The 22097-nt window shown below is 57.7% G+C and carries 20 protein-coding genes and 1 pseudogene; 5 read left to right on the top strand and 16 right to left on the bottom strand.

Annotated features, from left to right (window positions below; all coding sequences use genetic code 11):
* Positions 1-15: 15 nt before the first annotated feature.
* The 8 genes from AM218_RS07810 to pseB form a co-directional block, all read right to left on the bottom strand.
* Positions 16-1392, bottom strand: coding sequence for a DUF7033 domain-containing protein (locus AM218_RS07810; RefSeq protein WP_157547575.1), 1377 nt, complete (start codon positions 1390-1392; stop codon positions 16-18).
* A 5-nt stretch (positions 1393-1397) separates the two neighbouring features.
* Positions 1398-2699 carry a glycosyltransferase family protein gene (locus AM218_RS07805; protein WP_231717574.1) on the bottom strand — a complete coding sequence of 434 codons (1302 nt, stop codon included), beginning with the start codon at positions 2697-2699 and terminating at the stop codon, positions 1398-1400.
* Entirely contained in the window at positions 2696-3730 is a 1035-nt protein-coding gene (gene pseI / locus AM218_RS07800; RefSeq protein WP_054413336.1) for a pseudaminic acid synthase, read from the bottom strand. The genes AM218_RS07805 and pseI overlap by 4 nt, the downstream gene beginning before the upstream one ends.
* 68 nt (positions 3731-3798) lie before the next feature.
* A complete protein-coding gene (gene pseG / locus AM218_RS07795; protein ID WP_054413335.1) occupies positions 3799-5286 on the bottom strand; it encodes a UDP-2,4-diacetamido-2,4,6-trideoxy-beta-L-altropyranose hydrolase in 1488 nt (495 codons plus the stop codon).
* Positions 5286-6011 (bottom strand): cytidylyltransferase domain-containing protein, encoded by a 726-nt coding sequence (locus AM218_RS07790; protein WP_054413334.1) that lies wholly within the window; start codon positions 6009-6011, stop codon positions 5286-5288. The genes pseG and AM218_RS07790 overlap by 1 nt, the downstream gene beginning before the upstream one ends.
* Complete coding sequence (locus tag AM218_RS07785; protein ID WP_054413333.1) at positions 6011-6667, bottom strand: pseudaminic acid biosynthesis-associated methylase; 657 nt, start codon at positions 6665-6667, stop codon at positions 6011-6013. Before AM218_RS07785 ends, AM218_RS07790 begins: the two co-directional genes overlap by 1 nt.
* Positions 6668-7858: a UDP-4-amino-4,6-dideoxy-N-acetyl-beta-L-altrosamine transaminase gene (gene pseC, locus AM218_RS07780; RefSeq protein ID WP_054413332.1), complete on the bottom strand. Its 1191-nt coding sequence runs from the start codon at positions 7856-7858 to the stop codon at positions 6668-6670. It lies immediately after the preceding gene.
* A 24-nt stretch (positions 7859-7882) separates the two neighbouring features.
* Positions 7883-8908: a UDP-N-acetylglucosamine 4,6-dehydratase (inverting) gene (gene pseB / locus AM218_RS07775; RefSeq protein ID WP_054413331.1), complete on the bottom strand. Its 1026-nt coding sequence runs from the start codon at positions 8906-8908 to the stop codon at positions 7883-7885.
* 225 nt (positions 8909-9133) lie between these two features.
* On the opposite strand from pseB, the gene AM218_RS07770 reads away from it, so the two are divergent.
* Positions 9134-10951 carry a hypothetical protein gene (locus AM218_RS07770; RefSeq protein WP_054413330.1) on the top strand — a complete coding sequence of 606 codons (1818 nt, stop codon included), beginning with the start codon at positions 9134-9136 and terminating at the stop codon, positions 10949-10951.
* A gap of 173 nt (positions 10952-11124) precedes the next feature.
* On the opposite strand, the gene AM218_RS07765 is transcribed toward AM218_RS07770, so the two are convergent.
* The gene (locus AM218_RS07765; RefSeq protein ID WP_231717573.1) at positions 11125-12441 is read right to left on the bottom strand and encodes a glycosyltransferase family 4 protein; all 1317 of its coding nucleotides are present in this window, start codon (positions 12439-12441) and stop codon (positions 11125-11127) included.
* A gap of 145 nt (positions 12442-12586) precedes the next feature.
* Between AM218_RS07765 and ffh the strand changes: the two genes are divergently transcribed.
* The gene (gene ffh, locus AM218_RS07760; RefSeq protein ID WP_054413329.1) at positions 12587-13939 is read left to right on the top strand and encodes a signal recognition particle protein; all 1353 of its coding nucleotides are present in this window, start codon (positions 12587-12589) and stop codon (positions 13937-13939) included.
* A 178-nt stretch (positions 13940-14117) separates the two neighbouring features.
* On the opposite strand, the gene AM218_RS07755 is transcribed toward ffh, so the two are convergent.
* Positions 14118-14594, bottom strand: coding sequence for a nucleoside deaminase (locus AM218_RS07755; protein ID WP_054415407.1), 477 nt, complete (start codon positions 14592-14594; stop codon positions 14118-14120).
* A gap of 301 nt (positions 14595-14895) precedes the next feature.
* Complete coding sequence (locus AM218_RS07750; protein ID WP_054413328.1) at positions 14896-15279, bottom strand: hypothetical protein; 384 nt, start codon at positions 15277-15279, stop codon at positions 14896-14898.
* A 98-nt stretch (positions 15280-15377) separates the two neighbouring features.
* On the opposite strand from AM218_RS07750, the gene AM218_RS07745 reads away from it, so the two are divergent.
* Together AM218_RS07745 and AM218_RS07740 are read left to right on the top strand one after the other, a co-directional pair.
* On the top strand, positions 15378-16100 hold the full coding sequence (locus AM218_RS07745; RefSeq protein WP_054413327.1) for a class I SAM-dependent methyltransferase: 723 nt from the start codon (positions 15378-15380) through the stop codon (positions 16098-16100).
* Positions 16101-16119: 19 nt separating this feature from the next.
* Positions 16120-16578, top strand: coding sequence for an acyl-CoA thioesterase (locus tag AM218_RS07740; protein WP_054413326.1), 459 nt, complete (start codon positions 16120-16122; stop codon positions 16576-16578).
* 14 nt (positions 16579-16592) lie between these two features.
* Here AM218_RS07740 and AM218_RS07735 read toward each other — a convergent pair whose 3' ends face one another.
* The 3 genes from AM218_RS07735 to AM218_RS07725 form a co-directional block, all read right to left on the bottom strand.
* A complete protein-coding gene (locus AM218_RS07735; RefSeq protein WP_054413325.1) occupies positions 16593-17144 on the bottom strand; it encodes a DinB family protein in 552 nt (183 codons plus the stop codon).
* 174 nt (positions 17145-17318) lie between these two features.
* A complete protein-coding gene (locus tag AM218_RS07730; RefSeq protein WP_262489785.1) occupies positions 17319-18311 on the bottom strand; it encodes a pyruvate dehydrogenase complex E1 component subunit beta in 993 nt (330 codons plus the stop codon).
* A gap of 99 nt (positions 18312-18410) precedes the next feature.
* Complete coding sequence (locus AM218_RS07725) at positions 18411-20138, bottom strand: tetratricopeptide repeat protein (protein ID WP_054413323.1); 1728 nt, start codon at positions 20136-20138, stop codon at positions 18411-18413.
* A gap of 243 nt (positions 20139-20381) precedes the next feature.
* Here AM218_RS07725 and AM218_RS17205 point away from each other — a divergent pair.
* Positions 20382-20492 (top strand): annotated as a pseudogene (locus AM218_RS17205) (PspC family transcriptional regulator); the annotation flags it as partial.
* Here AM218_RS17205 and AM218_RS07720 read toward each other — a convergent pair.
* Both AM218_RS07720 and AM218_RS07715 read right to left on the bottom strand, forming a co-directional pair.
* On the bottom strand, positions 20493-21641 hold the full coding sequence (locus AM218_RS07720) for a glycosyltransferase family 2 protein (RefSeq protein ID WP_071843726.1): 1149 nt from the start codon (positions 21639-21641) through the stop codon (positions 20493-20495).
* Positions 21631-21966: a YbaB/EbfC family nucleoid-associated protein gene (locus AM218_RS07715; RefSeq protein WP_044513373.1), complete on the bottom strand. Its 336-nt coding sequence runs from the start codon at positions 21964-21966 to the stop codon at positions 21631-21633. Before AM218_RS07715 ends, AM218_RS07720 begins: the two co-directional genes overlap by 11 nt.
* Positions 21967-22097 lie beyond the last annotated feature (131 nt).

The following is a 22097-nucleotide window of genomic DNA, read 5'->3' as shown; positions in this document are numbered from 1 at the left end:
TTGCTTAGTAGTCTTCTATGAATTCTGTCGAGCGTGTATAGCAGTCAGAATTTCTGAACCGTTTACATATGCCGCGTTATGGCTGCGAAGGTACTCCATCAATTCGTGGAACTGACGTGGGCCGTTGTGCTTGTTAGCCGGGTCGAAATTCTCATTATGCCACAGCACCGTGCACACGCCGCCAAACCGTTCAATTTCCTGCAGCATGGGAGTTAAAGCGGGTAAGATTTCCTCCGGTGCCAGCTGTAAATAATTGGGATGGTGGAGCGTAGCGTCCATCACATTCAGCGGAATTTCGAGAAAATCTGCGGCCTTGCCGAGGGCAAAATTGAAGGGCTGAAAAGGCAGGCAGTAGGAGTTGCGGAAGCCAAAATGCTCGGCAAAGCCGAGCGTCGTGTCAAAAGCAAAAAGCAACTCATCTACTAACGCGGGTGTGGTCCGGGGCTCCCAACTCAGGTAGTGAAAGCGCAGTCCCTGGCCCGTGGGGCCAAAGTGACAAATTTGCTCTGCATCATAGTGCAGTTTATTGGCATTGGTAGAGGTGCCAATACTGCCGTGCAACTCTATACTAGTTCCGGCTTGCAGTACATTGTTTAGTAATGAACGCACCTGATGATACCGGTAGTCGGCATTAGGCGTCCCATTCGCGGCCTTCCGGTGCTCTGGCAAAAAGAAAAACGTGCTTTTAGCACCGTGAGCGGAAACGGTCTGCTGCACGTGGGCCAGATTGTCCCAAGCATCCGGCCGGGTAAAGTGTCGCCACATTTTACGTCCGAAACTCAGTAGATCGAATCGTCGCAGAGCCGCTTTCGCTGGCGCTTTCCACGCGCTGTACAGGTTATCAATATCGTGTGTGATGAAGGCGGCCCAGGCGGCCCCACCAGCCCAACGGCGCGTCTGTAACGGCTGGCCCGTTACGTGTTCAATTGCCGTTTTGAGGATATCGAAGTAATAGTTAACGACGGGCGTGTCTACGAACCCATAACGATACTGAACACTGGCTGAAAATGGAAAACGCCCGTGCTGGTCCCGTTCGTCAGAGAAATATTCCTGCCAGCCGCTTAGCAGGTAAAAAGCGGCGGAGATAAGGTCTACGCCAATAAGGGCCTTGCCTGACTTTAGCGTAAGGAGGGGCTCTTCCGGGAAACAGTCAAAGAAAAACGGGAGCATCTGGTGACGCCATTCCCGCCGCGTAGGCGTAGGTGGATAGGGGTTTTGCCCCTCGAAGAAACCCCGGTCGCCTCGCATCAACTGAATTGCATTCGTCTCTTCGTAGCCGATGGAAACGGTGACCATAGGTTCATAAGCCTGCTGAAAATGCCGCAGAACATACGCCAGTCGGGTTTCGGTGGATACAGGCGCCGGGTTTAGGGGAGGAAGGGCAGCAGACATACCGCTTAAGCTACATTTTCCAGCCAACCCGCCAGAATCCGCAGAGCCCGCTCCTGGCTATGCCCTTCGTCGGAAGTGCCCAGAGTGGCGTTGTAATAGGCAGCCCGTAGGTAAAGATCCGTGTGTTTGTGCTGGTGCAGTTGCCGCAAGAGTTTTTCCAACTCTGGTAGGGTGGCTGCGCGCTCTATCAGGCCCCGGGAGACATAGCCGTAATAATCATCGGGGAGCTGCTGGCCGAAGCGGTAGTAAATACTGGCCACGTTCAGCAGCACGGCTTCCAGATGGGTGGAAGTGTCGGCGGCAATCAGGGCGTCCTGGCGCTGGAGGAAGGCAAACACGCCCTCGGTGCGGGCATCGGAAAATTGCAACGCAGGCAGTTGCCGCCCCAGGTCCTGAAAGTTGCGCGTGTCGCTGGGGTGGGCGCGCAAAGTAAAGGTGAGTTCCGGGAAAGCGGGCAGCAGTGCCTGCAGCAGGCCGGCAATAGCATCCAACGGGTCGTGAATGTTGCAGGCTACGCCCACGCGCAACACGCGGGGACTGGTGTTTCGTTGATGCAAAAAGCCGTCGGCTTTAGGCATTCCTACCAGTTCTACCTGGCCCGCCACGGGGCCGCACTGGCGGTATTTGTCCAGGGCATCCTGACCTTCCAGCAAACTTAAATCGAAGCCCAACGGCGGGAAATAGGGGCTCACGCTGGCGTGCTGCACGTAGGTGGTGGGTACTCCTTCGGCCTGGCAAGCCAGCAGTAGGGCCCGGGTATCGTCGTTGTGGTCGTTGGCGAAAACCACGGCCCGCGGGCGGTAGTGGCGCAACGCCCGCCGATACACTTCATAATAGCCTACGGCGTAAAAAATGAGGTCGAAAAACCGCAGCGCCAGCTTGCCTTCGCGCCGCCAAAGCCCCAGCAAAACGCCGGGGAATTGCCAGTAGTACAAAAGCTTGCGGCGCAACGACAACCGGTTTACCTGCTGCTGATAACGCCCAATCTGTTTCTGCTGCCCGGCTACGAATACACTATCCTGCCGCGCCTCCCGGATAAAGCGCAAAGAATCATAGTTATTGGCGCTGACTACATACAGCCAAACCGCCCCGTGCAATTTCTCCGGGTTACGAATGGGCTGTACAATATTTCCCATAAGCCGCAGCACAGTATAGCCCGCCACCCGCAGGAGCCGCCGGCCGACACCGGCGGGCGAAATGCCCGCCAGCGCCGCCTCCGACATACCTGCGAATAGCGGCGTAAACCGCAGCTGCAGAATGTCGCGCAGCCGCTCCGTGCGGGAAAGCGCGGCTGGCTTTACACTCATAGCAAATCCCAAGTGAGGGGTGTGCCTGCCGGTAGACTCTGGCGGGCAGGCTTGCCCAGCAGCTGCTCATAGTAGCGTGGTGGCAAACCCAGACCAGGGCGCACCACCCGCAGATTTTCAGCGGTAAATAGCTCGCCGGCTTTAATGTCCTGGGCCACGTAAACGGAGCGTTTGTAGAGGCGGCTTTTCTCCTCGGCCCGCTGCACGCCATATTGAATCTGGCCCAGCGCCTGCCAGGCGCGCTCCGTTTCCGTCACCAGGGCGGCTACTTCTTCCGGCTCCAGCGAAAAAGCTGAGTCTACGCCACCATCGGCGCGGCGCAGGGTCACGTGCTTTTCCACTACGCAGGCCCCCAGGGCTACAGCAGCCACAGCGGCGCCTACGCCCATGGTGTGGTCGGAGAGGCCGATGGGGCACGCCGGGAACATCTGCTGCAGGTGAGGGATGGTGCGCAGGTTGGTGTTTTGGGGCGTGGCGGGGTAGGTGCTGGTGCACTTCAGCAAAATCAGGTCCCGGCAGCCGGCATCGCGCAGCACCTGCACGCCTTCCGCTACCTCGGCCAGGGTGCTTGCGCCAGTACTCATAATAACGGGCTTGCCGGTAGCGGCAACTTTCCGCAACAGAGGCCAGTCAGTATTTTCGAAGGAGGCAATTTTGTAGGCCGGCACGTCCAGCGTTTCCAAGAAATCAACGGCCGACTCGTCAAACGGGGAGCTGAAGGCCAGCATACCATGCTGTGTGGCCCGCTCAAATAGCGGCTGGTGCCACTCCCAAGGCGTGTAGGCTTCCTGATACAGCTCGTGCAGCTCGCGCCCGAACCACAGGGAGTTGGGGTCATCAATCCGATACGCGCCGGGCAGCGTCATGGTATCGGCGGTGTAGGTTTGCAGCTTGATGGCGTGGGCTCCGGCGGCGGCTACAGCATCCACAATGGCGAGGCCGCGCTCCAGATTTTGGTTGTGGTTGCCGCTGAGCTCAGCAATGATAAAGGGCGGCTGGTCGGGGCCAATAAGGCGGGAGCCAATCTGCATAATCGAAAACTACGAAGAGAGTGGGGCGGAAGCAAAGCGAAAGGAAGACAGCCGATAGTCAGCCGTCCTTAATTCACCCAGACAAAGGTAACTGAATCGGGCTGGCTGCTATTCGCTTCAGAAAGCAGCTGAAAGCCGGCCCGCCGGAATGCCCGGATAGATGCCTCATTCCGTTGCTGCACGTGGCCCAGCACCCTGCGTAGCGCGGGCCGTTCCTGCAGCACCCGCCGGGTGCCTTCCACCAGCAGCTGCGGGGCTAGGCCCTGGCCGCGGTAAGCGGCATCAAGCAGGTAGCTGAGCGTGGCATCTTCGCCTTCCAGACTAAACCGGATCAGGCCAATGGGCTGCTTGGAATCCTTGTCCTCGGCAATCAACAGCAAATGCTGTGGGTACCCCAGACGGGCTGTCAGCCACTGCTCATGCTCAGAGGGAGAAACCGGATTGGAGTTGAAAGAAAACTGCCGAACGGTGGGGTCGTTGGTCCAGGCAAGCAACTGGGCAGAATCGGCGGCCACTACTGGCCGCAGCTGGAAAGCAGATTGGGGAAGGAGCAGGGCCGTGAATTCCTGCTGCAGGCGGTGGGAAATCTGCCCATCAAACCAATGGCCCTGCTGCTGGCGGAGACGGTCAGCTATCCGGTCGGCTTCCGGTGAGGTGAGTACATTGGTTATGCTGGGATAGGGCAGGGCCATGCCTTCACCGCGCAGAAACCGGTCGATGTTCTGTTGATTATCAGCTACGGGCAGCAAAAACAGCAGGCCTCCACCGGCAGCGCAATACTCATAGCTCACGGTGCTAGGGGAGCACACCGCCGCGCCGCACTGCTGCATGAGCAGGCACAGCTCGGCTGCTGGCAGGTTACGGTGCAGCGTGATGCGCGGGTGGGTTTGGGCCCAATGGGTAAGCACCTCCCAACCTGCGAAGGCACTGCCTACTACCACATGCACCCGCTGCACGCTGCTTAGGGCCAGTAGCTCATCGGCTACGCGCTGGGTCTGGTGGGTGGGGTCAGCGCCGCCGAGGCACACCAGCACGGTATCGGAATCAGCAGTGCGTTCTGGTAGAGTGACTTCCCGAAAAGCCTGGCGGAGTGGGGCGTAGTGCGGCCCCAGCAGCAGCCGGGTGTGAGGGTTCTCCAACTCGTAGCTCGTGGGGGAAACGCCGCCGGCCGGGTTTAGCACCAAATCAGCCAGCTGCGGAAAAGCAAGCAAATCGTCAACATACACCAGCCGGGCTACCGCAGGGCGCACTGCTTGCTGGAAGCTATGCCCGAAGCCATAGCCATCCAGAACCAGTACATCCGTGGGCTGGAGCAGATTTTGGGTCAGCCAGGCCGGCTCGCCATCATAGGGCATGGGCGGCACTTCTACCACTTCCTCACACACCATTCGCAGCTGCTCTAACACGGCATCAGCCGGCTCCTGAATGGCAAAAACACAGGTAAACTGTTCGCTAAGTATTTCTCCCAAAGCCAGCAGCCGCATCACGTGGCCCAGCCCAATGCGCGGATTGCCATCGGCACGGAGAATGAGGCGGGGGCGGGCGGCAGTGGACATCAGACCTTCTTTTGCTCTACGTGGGCGTTGAGGGCTACCAATTCCGGGTGCACATCCAGCAGCGCAATCAGTTCATCTGCCGAAAGGGAAGCGGCATGGTACTCTTCAATCAAAATACGAATCAGCTCGAAATCCTCCGCGGTATCTACCGTCAGCCGGTATTCCTTCCGGTCTTCGGGGCGGCGGATATGCGCGAAGCGCACCTGGCCGGAGCGGTTCTGGTTGATGTACGGCGTAACATGTTCCCGTTCGCCGGGCAGGGTAGCGTTTTGGAAAGCTTCGGTTAGCAGCTCGCGGGAGAATATTTCGAAATCGAAGCCCCGGGGGAAGGTGCGCTCCAGTACGTTGGAGAGGTAGAGTCTGGGGTCATTCTGCCCTAGGTATTCTGCCACGCCCTGGGCTACCAGCGCACCATCCAGCAGGGGGCAGTCGGAGGTGACGCGCACAATCACGTCGAGGTCGTGTTCCTGGGCGCACTGGTAATAGCGGCCGAGCACGTCGTTTTCGTCGCCGCGGGTGCAGGGTAGGTTGTACTGCTGAGCAAAGGCCGCCAGTGGGTCGTCGGTGGCGTTGGTGGTGGTAGCCAGGTACAGGGGTAGGCCGCTCTGGCGCAGGCGCTCTACGTGGTAGTGCAGCAGCGGGTGGCTGCCCACGGGGCGCAGCACCTTGCCTGGCAGGCGGGTGCTGGTCATGCGCGCCTGCGAAATCACGCCCACCTTGCGCATTACCCGGCTACTTTTTCCAGCAGGTACATGCTGTCCACGTTGCCCTGCTCATTTGTGGTTTGATAAGGGTACAGCTCCTGCTTTACCAGGCGCAGCTCCGGGAACTGCTCCAGGAAGAGCTTGGCGTAATCGGCCTTCCACAAAAAGCCTTCGTTGTCACGGTATGGAATGGTGGTCAGCTCAGGACTGTAGTACTCAAAACCCCAGATGTAGCGGCGCGAGCAGCGCACCATCTCGGCCATGATGCGGGGCAGGTCGGCCGGAGCAATGTGGATGAGCACGCCGTTGGTGCACACCACATCAAAGAACTCATCCTTAAAAGGAATATCGAAGCCGCTGCCCTGCACAATGTTTACGTGCCGGGTAAATTCCTTGGCCCGCTCCACCGCATACGGCTGCAGCTCCACGCCATACAGCTGCTGAAAGCCCATATGCTGCAAACCCGCCAGCTGCATGCCCGTATTGCAGCCCACTTCCAGAATACGGCTTTCCCGGGCCAGAGTGCCCAGAAAGTCAGCATTCATTTCGGTTTTGGTGAGGCCCCAGGTGGTGCGGTAAAACTCGTCCCAATCAGCCAGGGGACGGGAGTTGCGGTCAGTGTACTCGCGGCCGAACTCGCCGGACCAGAAATTCTCTTGGGTAGTATGAGCAGCCATTTAGTTGCTTGTTGCTTCTGATTGAGTAGTGACGAACTCCTGCACGCAGTCAATAACATACTGCTGCTCTTCGTCAGTCAGGCTCGGGAACATGGGAATGCTGAGGCAGTGCGCGTAGTATTGCTCGGCTAAGGGGAAGTCGCCGGGTTTCCAGCCCAAGCCCTGGTAGTAGGGCATGGTGTGCACCGGGATGTAGTGCACCTGCGCAAAAATCTGCCGGGTGCGCAGGAAATCATAGAGGCCTTTGCGGTCCGCTACCTGAATGATATACAAGTGATACGCATGACCAGCTATGCCGGGAGCCAGCACCTGCACTCCATCAACTGACGCAAACGCGGCATCGTAGCGGGCGGCCAGCTCGCGGCGGCGGGCTAAGCCGGCATCGGCCCGCTGCAGCTGCGAGATACCTAGGGCCGTGAGCATATCGGGCATGCGGTAGTTGTAGCCCAGCTCCTGCATCTCCATGTACCAGCCACCCTCGTTACGGGTCATCTGGGCAGGGTCTTTGGTGATGCCGTGGGTGCGCAGCTTCAGCAGCTCCTGGTACAGGTCCTCGCGGTTAGTGGTAATCATGCCGCCTTCGCCGGTGGCAATGTGCTTCACGGGGTGAAAGCTGAAAATGGCCAAGTCGGCGTACTGCCCGCTGCCGCACAGCTGCTGCTCGCCCTTAGAATCGGTGAAAGAGCCGCCCGGGGCGTGGCAAGCATCTTCAATCATCCACAGGCCAAACTCGTTACAGAGCTGGCGGGCTTTCTCCAGATTCACGGGCAGACCCGCAAAATCAACCGGAATAAGGCCGTGAAAATAACCTTTGGGGTGGCTTTCCAGCAGACGGCGCACGGCCTGTAAATCAATCAGGGCCGTGGTGGGGTCGATATCGGCAAAATGCACCTCACCACCGCAGTACAGCACACAGTTGGCGGAGGCCGCAAAGGTGATGGGCGTGGTAATTACCCGCTGGCCCGGCTGCACCCCCAGCGCCAGTGCGCACAGGTGCAGCGCCGCCGTGCCGTTGCTCACCGCCACCGCATAGCGCGCCCCAATGTAGGCCGCGAATTTCTCCTCAAACTCGGCCACTTTGGGCCCCTGAGTCAGAAAGTCAGAAAGCAGCGTTTCGGTTACGGCCTGCACATCCTCGGGAGTAATGTGCTGCCGGCCGTAGGGTATGGGGCGGGTGGGTTGAAACGACATAGCGGAAAAGCCTAAGCGGGAAACTTAGCAGTCATGCGTGAATTCCTGGTCCACGTGCAGGCGAATCTCCTCCCGGATTTCTTCCACCGACAGCCAGTGGTCGTTGTTGGCGGAGTTGTAGTGGAAGCCCAGCGGGGTACGCTTGCCGCCGAAATGCGCAATGAATTTGTCGATATCCCACTGCGGAGTAGCAGGGAGAATGACGTAGTAGCGGTCCAGCTCCACGGTGCTCAGCGCATCGGTTTCGGTAATCATTTCCTCGTGTAGCTTCTCACCGGGCCGGATGCCTACAATCTCCTGTCGGCACTGCGGCCCAATGGCCTCGGCCACATCCGTGATTTTGTAGGAAGGAATCTTGGGTACGAAAATCTCGCCGCCCCAGGAGTGCTCCAGCGCATACAGCACCAGATCCACGCCTTCTTCCAGGGAAATGTTGAAGCGCGTCATGTCCGGGTGCGTAATGGGCAAAACCCCGTCCTTGCGACGCTGCAGGAAAAACGGCACTACTGAGCCGCGGGAGCCAATTACATTGCCGTAGCGCACAACAGAGAACCGCAGGTCGCGGGCCCCTTTCATGTTGTTGGCGGCTACAAACAGCTTATCCGAGCAGAGCTTGGTGGCACCGTACAGGTTAATAGGTGCCGCCGCTTTATCGGTAGAAAGTGCAACTACTTCCTGCACACCACAATCCAGCGCAGCGTTAATGACGTTTTCGGCGCCGAAGATGTTGGTCTTGATACACTCCATCGGGTTGTACTCGGCGGCGGGTACCTGCTTGAGGGCCGCGGCGTGCACAATGATGTCAATTCCCTCGCAGGCACGCTTCATGCGCTCTGCATCGCGCACATCACCAATGAAATAGCGAATAGCAGGATACTTGCTGTGCGGAAAGGTCTGCGACATTTCGAACTGCTTCAGCTCGTCGCGGGAGTAGACCACCAGGCGTTTCACCTGCGGATACTTTTCCAGTACCGTCCGAACGAACTGCTTGCCGAAAGAACCGGTGCCACCGGTTACCAGAATGGATTTATGATTGAGGTCGAGGGCCATGCGAGGAAAACAAGGCCGGCAAACGGGCCGGCCGGGTAAGGAGGGCAAAAGTAGGCATTCCGGGACGAGCTTGTGTACTTTTGTGTTCCGTACTTATCGTCCTGCGTCGGCGAAGGACATTATCCTGTTGGAAGACCCGCTTTGAGAGGATTCCTAATAAGACAAGGACCTTCGACAACGTAGGATAACCGCCGGTTATTTGTTCTACTGCTATCTGCTTTTTGTATGCCCGAACCCGTCAAAGTCGTTATCTGGGATCTGGACGATACGTTCTGGCGCGGCACCCTCTCTGAAGGGGCTATTGAAGCGCTGGAAGAAAATCTTGATTTGGTGCGGGCCACGGCGGCCCGCGGCATCGTGCATACTATCGTCTCCAAAAACGACTTTGCTGCTGCCGAGGCCCAACTCATCGAGTTGGGTATTCGCGACTTGTTCGTGTTTCCGCAAATCAGTTGGCAGCCCAAAGGCCCCATTATTAAGGAGCTACTGGAACAGATGCAGCTGCGGGCGCCCAACGCGCTGTTTCTCGATGATAACCCCATCAACCGGGCCGAAGCGCAATTCTATAACCCCGAGCTGCAGGTAGCCGACCCCGCCGACTTGGCCACGCTGGCCACGCTGCTCCGCGCCAGCGGCAAGCCTGATCCTGGCCTCTCGCGCTTGGAGCAATACAAATTGCTAGAGCGCCAGCAGCAGGCCCGCTCTACTTATCAGGATAACCTGGCCTTTCTGCGCGATTCGCAGGTGCGTATCCGTTTTCGCGAAGGCCTGGCCGTTCTGCCGGACCTCGACCGGATTGAGGAACTTATTAACCGCTCCAACCAGCTCAACTTTACCAAGCGCCGCGTCAAAAAAGAGGAGTTGCAAGCGGGTTTCACGGATGCCACCCGCCGGTGGGGCACCGTGCGCGTGCAGGACCGATTCGGCGAATATGGGCTGATAGGCGTGTACTGTCTGAACCTGGCCAACCATACGCTGGAGCAGCTGGTGTTTTCCTGCCGCATCCTGCATTTGGGCGTAGAGCAGTTTACCTACGCCTGGCTGGGCTTCCCCCAACTGGAAGCGCAGGGGGAAGTAGCCACGGAGCTCAACCAAACAGACCGGCCCGACTGGATAACCCTGGACGCTGACGACTCTGCCGCCTTCCCAGTCGGTTCAGAAAAAGTAGCAGCCACGAAGCTGCGCGTCTTGCTGAAAGGCGGCTGCGACCTGGGCCAGCTCACCCCATTTTTGCAGGCGTTTGATCTGGCAGTGGAAGAGGAGTTCAACTACGTGAATGAGCATCAGATTCCGGTTCACGTAGAGCACACCGCCCTGCTGGAAGGAGGCCGCGAATGGCCTGAAGCGGAGCAGAAGCGCCTGGCAGCCACCTTACCCTTTCTGGGTGAAGAAGCTTTCCAAACCCGGCTCTGGAACGAAGCCTATGATGTGCTGGTATATAGCCCCTTGATGGACTACACCCAGGATTTGTACCGCGAAAAGTCAACCGGCTATCTGATTCCCTTCGGCGGCTATAACAACCTGATTGCCGCTGACCCAGCCACCCAGGCGGCGAAGTTTGCCAAACGTCGTTTTCGCGGAATGGACGAAGCCTTCTTACAGCGCTTCCGGCAGAAATTCACTTACGAAGGCCAGCTCAGCCCCGAAAATTTTACGGCCAACCTGCGTTGGCTGCGGGCCCATGTGCCAGCGTACGTACCCATTTTCTTTCTCAACGGTACCGAAATAGAAGTGCCCGGCTCGGGCGAAACAGGCGCCAAAGCGCGCCACATTCAAATGAATAAGGCCCTGGCTGATTTTGCTGCTCAGGCTGATAACTGTTTTGTGCTCGATGTCCGGGATTTTGTGCGCACACCCGCCGATGTCACCAACAACCTGCGCCACTACCAGCGCCAGCACTACCGCACGCTGGCCCAGCGCGTGGCAGAGGCCATTGGCCAATGGCACGGCCGCCAGCTGGAACGCTCCAATTGGGTAGATTTAAAAGCCCGGGCCGTGAGTCTGGTGCCTGCCAAGCTACGCGGGCTGTGGCAGAAGCTTTAAATCAATTCGAACCCCTCTACCATAATACTCTGTCATCCTGAGCTTGCGAAGGACCTTCTCACCTAAGAACGACTAACGGAACAACGGCTCGTTCCAAAGGGAGAAGGTCCTTCGCTTTGCTTAGGATGACAAAAGTGCGAGAAGGCAGAAGTAAGGGAAAGGCTTTTGAAGGCTCATGATGACACTGGGGCTTTAATCAGTTTAGCCAGCTGCTTGGTGAGGGCACGGCGGGAGTAGCGGGTGTGCGTAAGCCTGGGCAGATCGAGGCTGGAGTTGGCGCGCCATAGCTCGCAGAGGTTGTTCAGGTGCTCCAGCATAGCACCGTAGGCATCATAGGGCAGCACGCGGCCGGCCCCGCATTCATCCAGCAGGTTGGCCGCATCAGAATCACAGGGGCCGATACAGATAATGGGCTTGTTGGCAGCCAGGTATTCAAATACTTTACCCGGCAGAATACCCAGATTATGCGGCACATCGGGAATGGCCATCAACAGCACCGTACTGCGCAGTAAATAGCTCACTGACTCATCGTGGGGCACAAAAGAAATCAGCTCGGTACGCTCGGTGAGGTCATTTTCTTCCAGCTGCCGGCGCACTCCATCCGATACTTTCCCCACGAAGCGCAGGCGCAGCGGCACATCCGGGTTCTGGCGGGCGCACTCATCCATCGCGCTCAGAAACAGCTCAATGTGGTAAGTCTCGGTGATGGTGCCGGTGTGCGTGATGAGCAAGGCATCGGCGGGTGGGGTGGAGGGCTCCCGGAAGTCACTTTCATCGTAGCCGTTGGGCAACACATGAAATTTCTCGCTGGAGAGGCTGGGCGACTTGCCCAGAAACAGGCGCTTGGTGTCGGGACTGGTGACTAGCACGGCATCGGCCTGCTCCAGCACCTGGCGCTCGTAACGGGCATCCAGCCAGCGGGCCAGGGGCGTTTGGTTCAGCTCATGGTGGTAGTAGATATCGGTCCACGGGTCGCGTAAATCGGCTAGCCAGCGCAGATTGTAGCGCTTTTTAAGCTCCAGGCCGATCAGCTGGGTGGAGTGGGGTGGGCTGCTGGTCAGCACGGCATCAAACCGCTCGCCCTTAGCATACAGCTCTGCCACGGCGCGCAATACATGGCGGTTCCAGCCCCGGCGCGGGTCCGGAATGAACACGTTGCCCCGCACAAACTTGAAAAACCGCTGCGTCAGGCTGGTTTTGCTTTCGTTGGCGAAGCCGCCATACGGAATCTGCTGGCGGCCCGTAAGCTTTTTGTAGCTGCCAAACGGCTCCGAGGTATCGGTGCGCAGCACGCGGACGGAGGGCGGAATATCGGCTGCCAATGACAAATCCAGCACCGGATAGGCACCTTTTTCGGGGTCTACGGTTATCACCGTAGGCTCTACGTCGAAGCTGGGCAGGTGCTTCACAAACTTCAGGCTGCGCTGCACGCCGGCCCCGCCGGAGGGCGGCCAGTAATAGGTAATCACAAGCAGGCGCAGCGTAGACACGGGCAATGGAAAGCAAAGGTGAAGCCGCGAAGGTAAGCAGTAGTCGGCTTTCGGGGTTTTCTGGTTATTTTTGGGAAAAATTGGCCGATGCGGAGCTTTTCTTTGAAAGCAGCAGCGGTAGAAATCAGCGCAAATCCGCGATTCAATGTTCGATAACCTCAGTACCAAGTTAGATAAGGCCTTCAAAACGCTGAAAGGCCAGGGCAGCATCACCGAAATCAACGTAGCCGCCACGGTGAAGGAAATCCGCCGGGCGCTGGTGGATGCCGACGTGAACTACAAGGTGGCCAAAGACGTCACCGACAAGATTAAGGAAGAGGCCATGGGCCGCGACGTGCTCATCAGCGTGTCGCCGGGTCAGCTGCTCACCAAAATCGTGTACGATGAGCTGACCCAACTCATGGGCGGCGAAAAGCAGGATATCGTTATCAAAGGCGACCCGGCCGTGGTGCTGTTGTCGGGTCTGCAGGGCTCGGGTAAGACTACCTTCGCCGGTAAGCTGGCCAGCTTCATCAAAAAGCAGAACCGCACGGTGCTGCTGGTGGCCTGCGACGTATACCGCCCCGCCGCAATTGACCAGCTGAAAGTGCTGGGCGAGCAGATTGGCGTGGAGGTGTACTCCGAAGTGGAGAACAAAAACCCCGTTCAGATTGCGCAGAACGCCATTGAGTTTGCCAAGAAGAACAACAAGAAAGTAGTCATCATTGACACCGCCGGTCGCCTAGCCGTGGACGAACAGATGATGCGCGAGATTGAGGCCGTAAAGCGTGCCATCAACCCCTCGGAAACGCTGTTTGTGGTCGATTCCATGACGGGTCAGGACGCTGTAAACACGGCCAAGACCTTCAACGACCGGCTCAACTTCGACGGCGTGGTGCTCACCAAGCTCGACGGTGACTCCCGTGGTGGTGCGGCCCTGTCCATTCGCGCCGTGGTAGAGAAACCCATCAAATTCATCTCCACAGGTGAAAAGATGGAGGCGCTGGACATGTTCTACCCTGACCGGATGGCCCAGCGTATTCTGGGCATGGGCGACGTTATTTCGCTGGTAGAGCGCGCCCAACAGCAGTTCGACGAGGAGGAAGCCAAGCGCATCAACCAGAAAATCCGCAAAAACCAGTTCAACTTCGATGACTTCCTCTCCCAGCTGGAGCAGATCAAGAAAATGGGCAACCTGAAGGACCTGGTGGGCATGATTCCCGGCATGAGCAAGGCCATCAAGGAAGTGGATATCGATGATGATGCTTTCAAGCCAATTGAGGCCATTATCAAGAGCATGACCCCAGCAGAGCGCGCCCAGCCCGAGTTGCTGAATGGCTCGCGCCGTCGTCGCCTGGCTAAAGGCTCCGGCACCGATATTCAGCAGGTAAACAACCTGATGAAGCAGTTTGAGGATATGCGCAAAGTGATGCGCACCATGAACAAAATGAGCCAGAGCAAAGGCGGCATGCTGCAAATGGCCCGCATGATGGGCATGCGCGGCGGCGGAATGCGCTAAATCACGGATTCGTCGGATTTTTTCGGATGCTCCGGATTTTGTAAACGATAAATTTCCAACGAAAAAGCCTCGCAAACTGCGAGGCTTTTTCGTTGGACTGGCTTGGGATCAATTCAATCCGTAGAATCTGTGATCCACAAAATCCGGAGCATCCGAAAAAATCTGACGAATCGGTGATTTAGTATTCCGTCTTACTCTCGTGTTGCTGCCAGGCCTGAAAGCCGGCCAGCGCTTCCTCGCGCAGCAATTGCTGCATGGGAATCTGGCGGTCGGGGAGGGGCTTTTCGAGTTCGTCGTAGATGAACTGGTCATCGAAGCCAATGGCGGCCGCATCCTGCTTGGTGTTGCCGTAGAACACGCGGCGCGGACGGGCCCAGTAAATGGCGCCCAGGCACATGGGGCACGGCTCGCAGGAAGTGTACAGGTCGCAGTCGTCGAGCTGGAAGGTGCCCAGCGTGGTGCAGGCTTTCCGAATGGCGTCTACCTCGGCGTGGCAGGTGGGGTCGTTGGTACTGGTAACCTGGTTGAAGCCCCGGGCGATAATCTGGCCGTCTTTCACAATAACGGCTCCAAACGGGCCGCCAAAACCGGCTTGCATCTTCTCTATTGAGAGGCGAATGGCCTCCCGCATAAACTCAGGATTGGGCTCTTGCATCATGGTTCTAATTAAGGGTGCAAGGTAGCCACGCCGAGTTTAAGGAGAAACTGTTGGCAAACGGTAGAGCTTGTAAATACCAGCTAAAACGCTTCAGAAAGCTTTTTCCAGTTAAGTGAGGATTCGTACTCAGCACATCGGGCTGCTGTAAACAATAAATATTTTACAGTTTTTTTAAACCTCATCAACTATGGCACCTTAATTGCTTTTTCTTCCTCGAAAGAATAGTTTTTTAGGTGTTTTGGTTGTGTGAAAGGGACGATACTATGTATCGTCCTTTTTTGTGCCTGATAGGGTAGCCCTATTGCACCACCCGCAGAATGTACTCGTCCTCGCCCTCGGGCAGCGGTTTTTTCTCGTTGCGGAAGGCCCCCACACGGCTGGGGCCGTAGCCCAGGTTTACTTTCACCCATTCATCGCGCACGGGCAGCATTCCAATAATTTCCCGGCGCAGGATGGCCAGGTCAGCCTGCAGATTTTCAACCGCATTTTCCACTTCATCTGCCTGCTGATCGAAGGAGCCGGCGGCAGAGCGCTGTTCAAACTCCTCCGGTACGGGTTGGCCTTCCCGGGTGTGGGCGGCTACAATGGCTTTCTGCAAGTCTTCTTTGGCGCTGAGGTAAGCTTCTACTTTCTCTTCCAGCGGAAGGAGGGCAGGGTCGAGGTAATCTAGATTAACGGACATGGCGAAAAGGCAAAAGGGAGGAATGCTGATGTCAACGAAGAGCCGGCGCGAAAGGATACGGTGCCCACTTTGGTCGTCAACCTTTCTATCTTCGCCCCATGTCTGCTACTGCTTCTCCCGACCCCCTGGGCCACGCCCTGCTTGCTTACCTCCACAACACCGATCCGAAGGCGGCGCTGGTGGTGCATTCCAACGTAGCCGATGACGAAGAGCTGCCGGCCCAGTACTTCTTTCGCAGCCTCTGGGAGATGCCGGAACTGGAGCGCACCGCCCTGGAGGAGTGCCGTGGCCGTATTCTGGATCTGGGCGCCGGGGCCGGCTGCCACGCCCTGGAGCTGCAAAGCCGCGGCTTTCAGGTAAAAGCCGTGGACGTATCGCCCGGGGCGGTGCAGGTAATGGAGGAGCGGGGCGTGCGCGAAGTAGCCTGCCACGATCTGTTCTCGGTGCCGGCCGCGCACTACGATACCATTCTGATGCTTATGAACGGCCTGGGCCTAGTAGGCACTCTGGATGGGCTGGAGCAGTTTCTGGCGTATGCGCGCACCCTGCTACTACCGGGCGGCCAGATTCTGGCTACTTCCTCCGATATAGCTTATCTGTTTGAGGACGAAGACGGTGCCCTGGTATTCAACCTGAACGGCCCCTACCACGGGGAGGTAGAATACCGCATGACGTATAAAGGCGAAACCGGCGCACCTTTTCACTGGCTTTTTGCCGGCGCCGGCATTGTGCAGGACTACGCGGAGGCCGCCGGTTACGAGGTGGAATTTGTGGCCGAGGACGAACAAGAACAGTACTTAGTGCGTCTAACCGTGCGCTAGCCGTATTAAACTACCGTTCATGACAGACTTCGCGAAAACCTACACCGTCCGTTGGGCCGACCTCGACCCCAACATCCACATGCGCCACTCGGCCTACACCGATTATGCCGCGCAGGTGCGCCTGGAGTACCTGGCCGAACATGGCTTTACCATGGCGCAATTTGCCAAGCTGGCCATTGGCCCCATTCTGTTTCGGGAAGACACCCGCTTCTTCAAGGAAGTGGGTTTGAGCGAGGTAATTCGCGTTACGGCCGAGCTGGCAGGCATCAACGAAGATGGCACCCGCTGGCGCATTGTGCACAGCATTTACAAAGCCGACGACCGGCTAGCCGCCACCGTAACCGTAGATGGCGCCTGGCTGGATTTGCGCGCCCGAAAGCTGGCAGTACCGCCGGTAGAAATAACCGCCGTTATGCGGCAGCTTTCCCGCCACGCTTCCTACGCCGACATCGTTCGAAAAAGCGAGGAAAAGGTCTAAGGCTGACTGCTACTCTACTTGACGGCTTTCTGAGCTACCTGCTTGGTAATGCGCTCCATCTGCTTTTGGTGATGCAGGATATGATCCAGCATGAAGTCCATGGTCTGGGTGATGGTGAGCATGCCGGAGCGGGGGTGCTTAAAAATGGCCCGGTCCATAAGTTTGCCGGGGTATTCGTTCAGCGTACGCTCCATACGGCGGCGGGTGGCTTCCCACTCAGCACGAAGCTCCGCCAGCGGCGGAACTGTTTCCGGGGTTAGCTTGGTAAGCGAAGTGGGCGCTTTAAAGCGGGTAAACGGCAGGCGCAGCAGCACCCGCAGCAGCCGTGACTTCAGAAACGAAGCCACCCCGCCTTTTTGCAATCCTTCGGCCTGCAATACTTTTTTCTCCACATACAGCCCAATACCCGTTTCGGCTACTACCAAATGCTGCACTACCTGGGCCGCCGACCAATGGCCCGGACCCGGCGACTGGTATGCCTGCTCTCCCAAAACGGCTGCCGAAGCCAGCAGGCGGTTTGTAGCCTGTTCCAACTGCTCAAAGCGTAAGTGTAAGCGGTGATTCATAAAAGGGCGGGGGTGATGGATAGGGATGCGTAAACTACAAATTTGGGCCCAAATCAAAGGATAATCCTCCTGCGCGGGGAACCCATTCCATAGCTAACGTCGCTTCTGCGAAATCAAACAAAAAGCCCCGCCGGAAAACACCAGCGGGGCTTTTTGTTAGTGGAATGCGGAAAGCTAGGCTTTCTGATAAGTTACTTCCTTAACAGCCGCTACGGTGCGGGCCACATTGGGCAGCGAGGCCTCAATGAGGGTAGGCGCATAGGGCAGGGGCACGTCCTGGCAGGTAATGCGCACTACGGGGGCATCGAGGTAGTCAAAGGCGCGGCGCTGTACCATGTAGGCCAGCTCCGAGCTGATGCTGGCCAGGGGCCATGCTTCTTCTACCACCACCATGCGGTTGGTTTTCTTTACTGATTCAATCAGGGTGTCGTAGTCGATAGGACGTACCGAGCGCAGGTCGATTACTTCGGCGTTGATGCCGTCTTTCGCCAGCTCATCGGCCGCAGCCAAAGCTACTTTCATCATTTTGCCGAAGCTCACCAGCGTCACACTGTCGCCCTGACGCACTACGTTGGCTTTGCCAATCGGAATCAGGTACTCTTCTTCCGGCACTTCGCCTTTGTCGCCGTACATCAGCTCCGACTCCATGAAAATCACCGGGTCGGCGTCGCGGATGGCGGATTTCAGCAGGCCTTTGGCATCGTAAGGGGTGGAGGGAACCACCACTTTCAGGCCGGGGCAGTTGGCGTACCAGTTCTCGAAGTTCTGCGAGTGCTGCGAGGAAAGCATGCCGGCGTTGCCGGTAGGGCCACGGAAAACGATAGGGCAGGAGTACTGACCACCCGACATCGAATAAATCTTGGCCGCCGAGTTAATCACCTGGTCAATAGCTACCAGGGAGAAGTTGAAGGTCATGAACTCGATGATGGGCAGCAGGCCGTTGATGGCCGCGCCTACCCCAATGCCGGCAAAGCCCAGCTCAGCAATAGGCGTATCAATTACGCGCTCCGGGCCGAATTCGTCGAGCATGCCCTGGCTTACTTTGTAAGCGCCGTTATACTCAGCTACTTCTTCGCCCATAAGAAATACGCGCGGGTCGCGGCGCATTTCTTCAGACATGGCTTCACGCAGGGCTTCCCGGAATTGGATGGTCCGCATAGTCGTCAGTTGACAGAAAGTCGAAAAATCAGAATGAAAAAAGCCGGAGGATTTCCGGCCCGTAAAGCTACAACGCTCAGACGGGACGGGCAAATGCCGGAGGCAACACTACTTCAAGGCCTCCACAAACGTTTTGCTGGCGACAAAATCCCGGAACTCCAGGTCTTCCACGGCCCGCTGGGCAAACTGGCGGTCCAACTGCACGGCCCGGCGCAGGTGTAGTCCCATTTGCGCTTCGTCTTTCTGACGGGCTGCTACCAGGGCCAGGCAATAGTACGCCATAGCATCGTTGGGCTTCAGGGTGAGGGCTTCCTGGTAAATCTGGGCTGCGCCTTCGTAGTTCTCCTTCAGCAGGTAAATCAGCGCGCGGTTCATGGTATTCTGGTAGGATTTGTCGCTGAAGCTGAGGCTGCGCAGGGCATCATCGGGCTGACCAACTTCAATTTCCAGCGCAGCTTTATCGGCAAATACCTTGTTCAGAATAGGGCGGGGGCCGCCCAGCTTAATGGCGTAGTCGTAGTTCTGCAGGGCCTCCAGCTTGTCGCCGGCGCGGTGGTAAGCGGTGGCGGTGCGGTAGAAGGTGAGGGCCGTGGGGTTGCGGTGTGCGGCCAGGGTAAAGTTAGTAGCGGCCCGGCGCTGATAGGCCCGCTTCACGCGCAGATTCACTTCCTTTTCGGCCCGGGCAGCCAGCACTACGCCCAGGTTATGGTAGGCTTCCCAGCGGCCCGTGGTGGCAATGGCCATTTCATAGATGCGCTGCTTTTCGGCCAGCAGCGGCGTGAGCGTGGCCGAATACCGCAGCTCCTCGGGCGTCAGCGCATCGGCTTCCATCTGCTTCTCCACAATCTTTTTGGAGAGCAGGTAGATTTCTGATTCGTAGCGTTTGGGGGCGCTGTACTTCACGGCCACCGTGCCAAAGCGCATTACCGGGTAAATGTATTGCTCCAGATAATCGAAGAAGGAAAGCTGGTGCAGCTGCAGCTCCCGCTCAGCAAACGTCCCTTCTGATTCGTTCAGAATGGTGAGCACCGAGTCTATCTGCGCCGGCTGCAGCGCCGACTCCTGCACCTTGTTCACGAACAAGTCCCAACGGTTGCGGTAGGCGCGGGTGTCAAATTGAATAGCTTTCACCGAGTTCAGATAGGAGCTGACGTCGACGCGGTTTTTATAGTACTTCACCAGGGCCTGCACGCGCTGGTCGGCCAGGTGCGGGTTTTTGGTTTCGGCCGGCTCCGGCGAGTTGCCGGCCACCACCATCACCAGCTCGGTTTTCTGATTGGCTTCGATGAATTCTTCCAGCGCGGCCACGTTGGTGCCCAGATAATTGCGGATTTTGCTTTCGCCGGTATCAAAAAAGAACGGCAACACGCGGGTGCCGCCCCCTTCCAGGCTGGCCGTTTCCGGCAGGTAAGGTATAAGTGTATCCTGGCGTACCACCAGCCGGCTGGTGGTGACGATGCCGCGGGCTATCTGGAAAGGCTTGCCGGTGCGCACTTTGCCACCCTTTCGCAACTGGCGGGCTTCGGGAGTGGCCAGCAGCTGGCCCGGGTTTTTGCGGGGCGTAAAGGGAAACGAAAACTGCCTGGTTGCTACCAGCTGGTCTTTGCGGTCCTCATCGTACACGTACTCGCCGGATACAAAGCTGAGGCGGCCCACGGTGTCTTCCCGCAGTCCATTATCGTAGCGGTAGCTAAGGTTCAGGTTGTAGGCTTTCCCCTTGCGCAGGTGCGCTGCGGGTACTTTCGCCTTCACCTCAAACAGAACATTTTCGCCGTTGGTGTCCAGCACCGAAGGCTGAACGGTAATTTGTTGACCCTCACCCGCAACCTTCATCATCCGGGTAAGCGTACAACCCGACAAGGTGACGCCAAGAGTGGCCGCTAGAATAAGTGGTACAATGCGCACAGATAGGCTGATCATGTATTGAAAACGTGGTAGGCTAATTTCAGACAACAAACGAAAAACTCCTGATAAGGGGCGTATCTTGGGGCAAAATGCCGGGAGAAGTTGCGCCATACGGCGTATCTTGTTACCTTAGACCGGGTTAGCCACTAAAGGCAGCTGTTGATAGTAAGGGCTATGAGACGACTAACCGACTTTATTGAAAAGCAAAGCTTCGGCGTTTGCAATGCGCTGGGCGAGCGGCTAGGGTTTTCTACCAGCAGTGTGCGCCTCTCGTTTGTGTACGCCTCATTCTTCACGTTTGGCTCCCCCGTGGTGCTCTACTTCGCGCTGGCGTTCTGGATGAACGTGCGCCAGGCTTTGCGCCGGCAGCGCAGCACCGTCTGGGATTTGTAGCTCCGCAAACGTCCGCTTTCCCTGTACAAAATATGCCCATACCAGACTGCCCTGGTAGGTGCCGGCCCGTTGGGCTACGGAAAGGTGTGGCCGGGCCGCCCGGCGCTGAGTTTTCCAATAGGAAAGCTTCCTGAGCACGTCCCGGTGTGCCCGTAGTACCGCTTTAAAATCCCCAGTAGCCCCCTGGGTCAGAAACCGGGCAGCAGCCACCCAGTCCAGTAACAGGCGTTGCACCATGGTGCTGGTTAGCTCTGTCGGCGCCGTGTTCTTGTACACCAAGGCCAGCCCGTTGCGGAAGTTGAGGTATGTTTTGCGCGGGTTGCTTTTGTGCAATGTGCCCCCGCCCACGTGGTAAACGGTGCTGCCGCCTTGGTACCAGACTTCATGGCCCGCATTCTGCAGGCGCCAGCACAGGTCAATTTCCTCCATGTGGGCAAAGAACTCCGGCTCCAGGCCGCCCAGCGCGTGCCAGGCGCTGGCGCGCACCATCATGCAGGCGCCGGAGGCCCAGGCTACCGGTCGGGCATCGTTGTACTGACCGTGGTCTTCCTCCAGGGTATCAAACAGGCGCCCCCGGCAGAAGGGGTAGCCCAGCCGGTCGAGGTAGCCCCCGCCGGCGCCGGCATATTCAAAATGCGTGGGCTGTAGCTGGGCCAGGATTTTGGGCTGACAGGCAGCCGCGGCCGGCCGCTCTTCCAGCAGCTGGCGCAGGGGGCGCAGCCAGCCCGGGGTTACGGCCACATCCGAATTCAGCAGCACATAGTACCGGAAATTCAGCTGGCGCAACGCCTGGTTGTAGCCTTCACAGAAACCGAGGTTGGTAGCGTGTACCAGCACCCGAACGGATGGGAACTGCACCCGCAGCCAGGCCACCGACTCATCGGTAGAAGCATTATCTGCTACTACAATGGTGGCTCCATCGGCCTGCGCCACTACCTCCGGCAGAAACTGCTGCAGCCAGCGCAAGCCATTCCAGTTCAGAATAACGACGGCTACATCAGCGCAGGATCCTACATTATCTGCGGGCTGACTAGAGGCCAAGGTTGCCGAAATCGAGGCCGGGAATGTTGGGCAGCAGGCCGGAGGTTTTGTTCTTGAGCTCTTCCTTGGCTTTTTCGCCTACTTCTTCCAGGGCTTTGTTCACGGCGGCTACCACCAGGTCGGCCATCATGTCGCGGTCGGGGCCGGAGAGCAGGCTTTCATCGATATCCAGCTTCAGTACGCGGCGCTGGCCATTCACCGTAGCCTTCACTAGGCCCCCGCCCGATTCGGCGGTAACCGTGAGGTGCTGCAGTTCGTCCTGCGCCTGCTTCATTTTATCTTGGAGCTCTTTTACCTTCCCCATCATGCCCATCATATCAAACATATGCTTCTCGTTTAGTTGCGTGGTTGTGTGTATTCTTAGATACCAGCCAGGTGCAGCCGGTTGCCTGCTTTAACGCGCAAAGGTAGTTCATGGTACCCGCCCGCCATAAATGAGCTGCTACACCCGCTTAG

This window comes from Hymenobacter sp. DG25A, from assembly GCF_001280305.1.
GTDB lineage: Bacteria > Bacteroidota > Bacteroidia > Cytophagales > Hymenobacteraceae > Hymenobacter.
This window is presented reverse-complemented; position numbering and strand designations above follow the sequence as displayed.

Bases quoted from the DNA above. Each gene is read 5' to 3' on its own strand.
- AM218_RS07810 (WP_157547575.1), bottom strand. From the start codon at position 1,392: ATGTCTGCTGCCCTTCCTCCCCTAAACCCGGCGCCTGTATCCACCGAA.
- AM218_RS07805 (WP_231717574.1), bottom strand. From the start codon at position 2,699: ATGAGTGTAAAGCCAGCCGCGCTTTCCCGCACGGAGCGGCTGCGCGAC.
- pseI (WP_054413336.1), bottom strand. From the start codon at position 3,730: ATGCAGATTGGCTCCCGCCTTATTGGCCCCGACCAGCCGCCCTTTATC.
- pseG (WP_054413335.1), bottom strand. From the start codon at position 5,286: ATGTCCACTGCCGCCCGCCCCCGCCTCATTCTCCGTGCCGATGGCAAT.
- AM218_RS07790 (WP_054413334.1), bottom strand. From the start codon at position 6,011: ATGCGCAAGGTGGGCGTGATTTCGCAGGCGCGCATGACCAGCACCCGC.
- AM218_RS07785 (WP_054413333.1), bottom strand. From the start codon at position 6,667: ATGGCTGCTCATACTACCCAAGAGAATTTCTGGTCCGGCGAGTTCGGC.
- pseC (WP_054413332.1), bottom strand. From the start codon at position 7,858: ATGTCGTTTCAACCCACCCGCCCCATACCCTACGGCCGGCAGCACATT.
- pseB (WP_054413331.1), bottom strand. From the start codon at position 8,908: ATGGCCCTCGACCTCAATCATAAATCCATTCTGGTAACCGGTGGCACC.
- AM218_RS07770 (WP_054413330.1), top strand. From the start codon at position 9,134: ATGCCCGAACCCGTCAAAGTCGTTATCTGGGATCTGGACGATACGTTC.
- ffh (WP_054413329.1), top strand. From the start codon at position 12,587: ATGTTCGATAACCTCAGTACCAAGTTAGATAAGGCCTTCAAAACGCTG.
- AM218_RS07755 (WP_054415407.1), bottom strand. From the start codon at position 14,594: ATGCAAGAGCCCAATCCTGAGTTTATGCGGGAGGCCATTCGCCTCTCA.
- AM218_RS07750 (WP_054413328.1), bottom strand. From the start codon at position 15,279: ATGTCCGTTAATCTAGATTACCTCGACCCTGCCCTCCTTCCGCTGGAA.
- AM218_RS07745 (WP_054413327.1), top strand. From the start codon at position 15,378: ATGTCTGCTACTGCTTCTCCCGACCCCCTGGGCCACGCCCTGCTTGCT.
- AM218_RS07740 (WP_054413326.1), top strand. From the start codon at position 16,120: ATGACAGACTTCGCGAAAACCTACACCGTCCGTTGGGCCGACCTCGAC.
- AM218_RS07735 (WP_054413325.1), bottom strand. From the start codon at position 17,144: ATGAATCACCGCTTACACTTACGCTTTGAGCAGTTGGAACAGGCTACA.
- AM218_RS07725 (WP_054413323.1), bottom strand. From the start codon at position 20,138: ATGATGAAGGTTGCGGGTGAGGGTCAACAAATTACCGTTCAGCCTTCG.
- AM218_RS07715 (WP_044513373.1), bottom strand. From the start codon at position 21,966: ATGTTTGATATGATGGGCATGATGGGGAAGGTAAAAGAGCTCCAAGAT.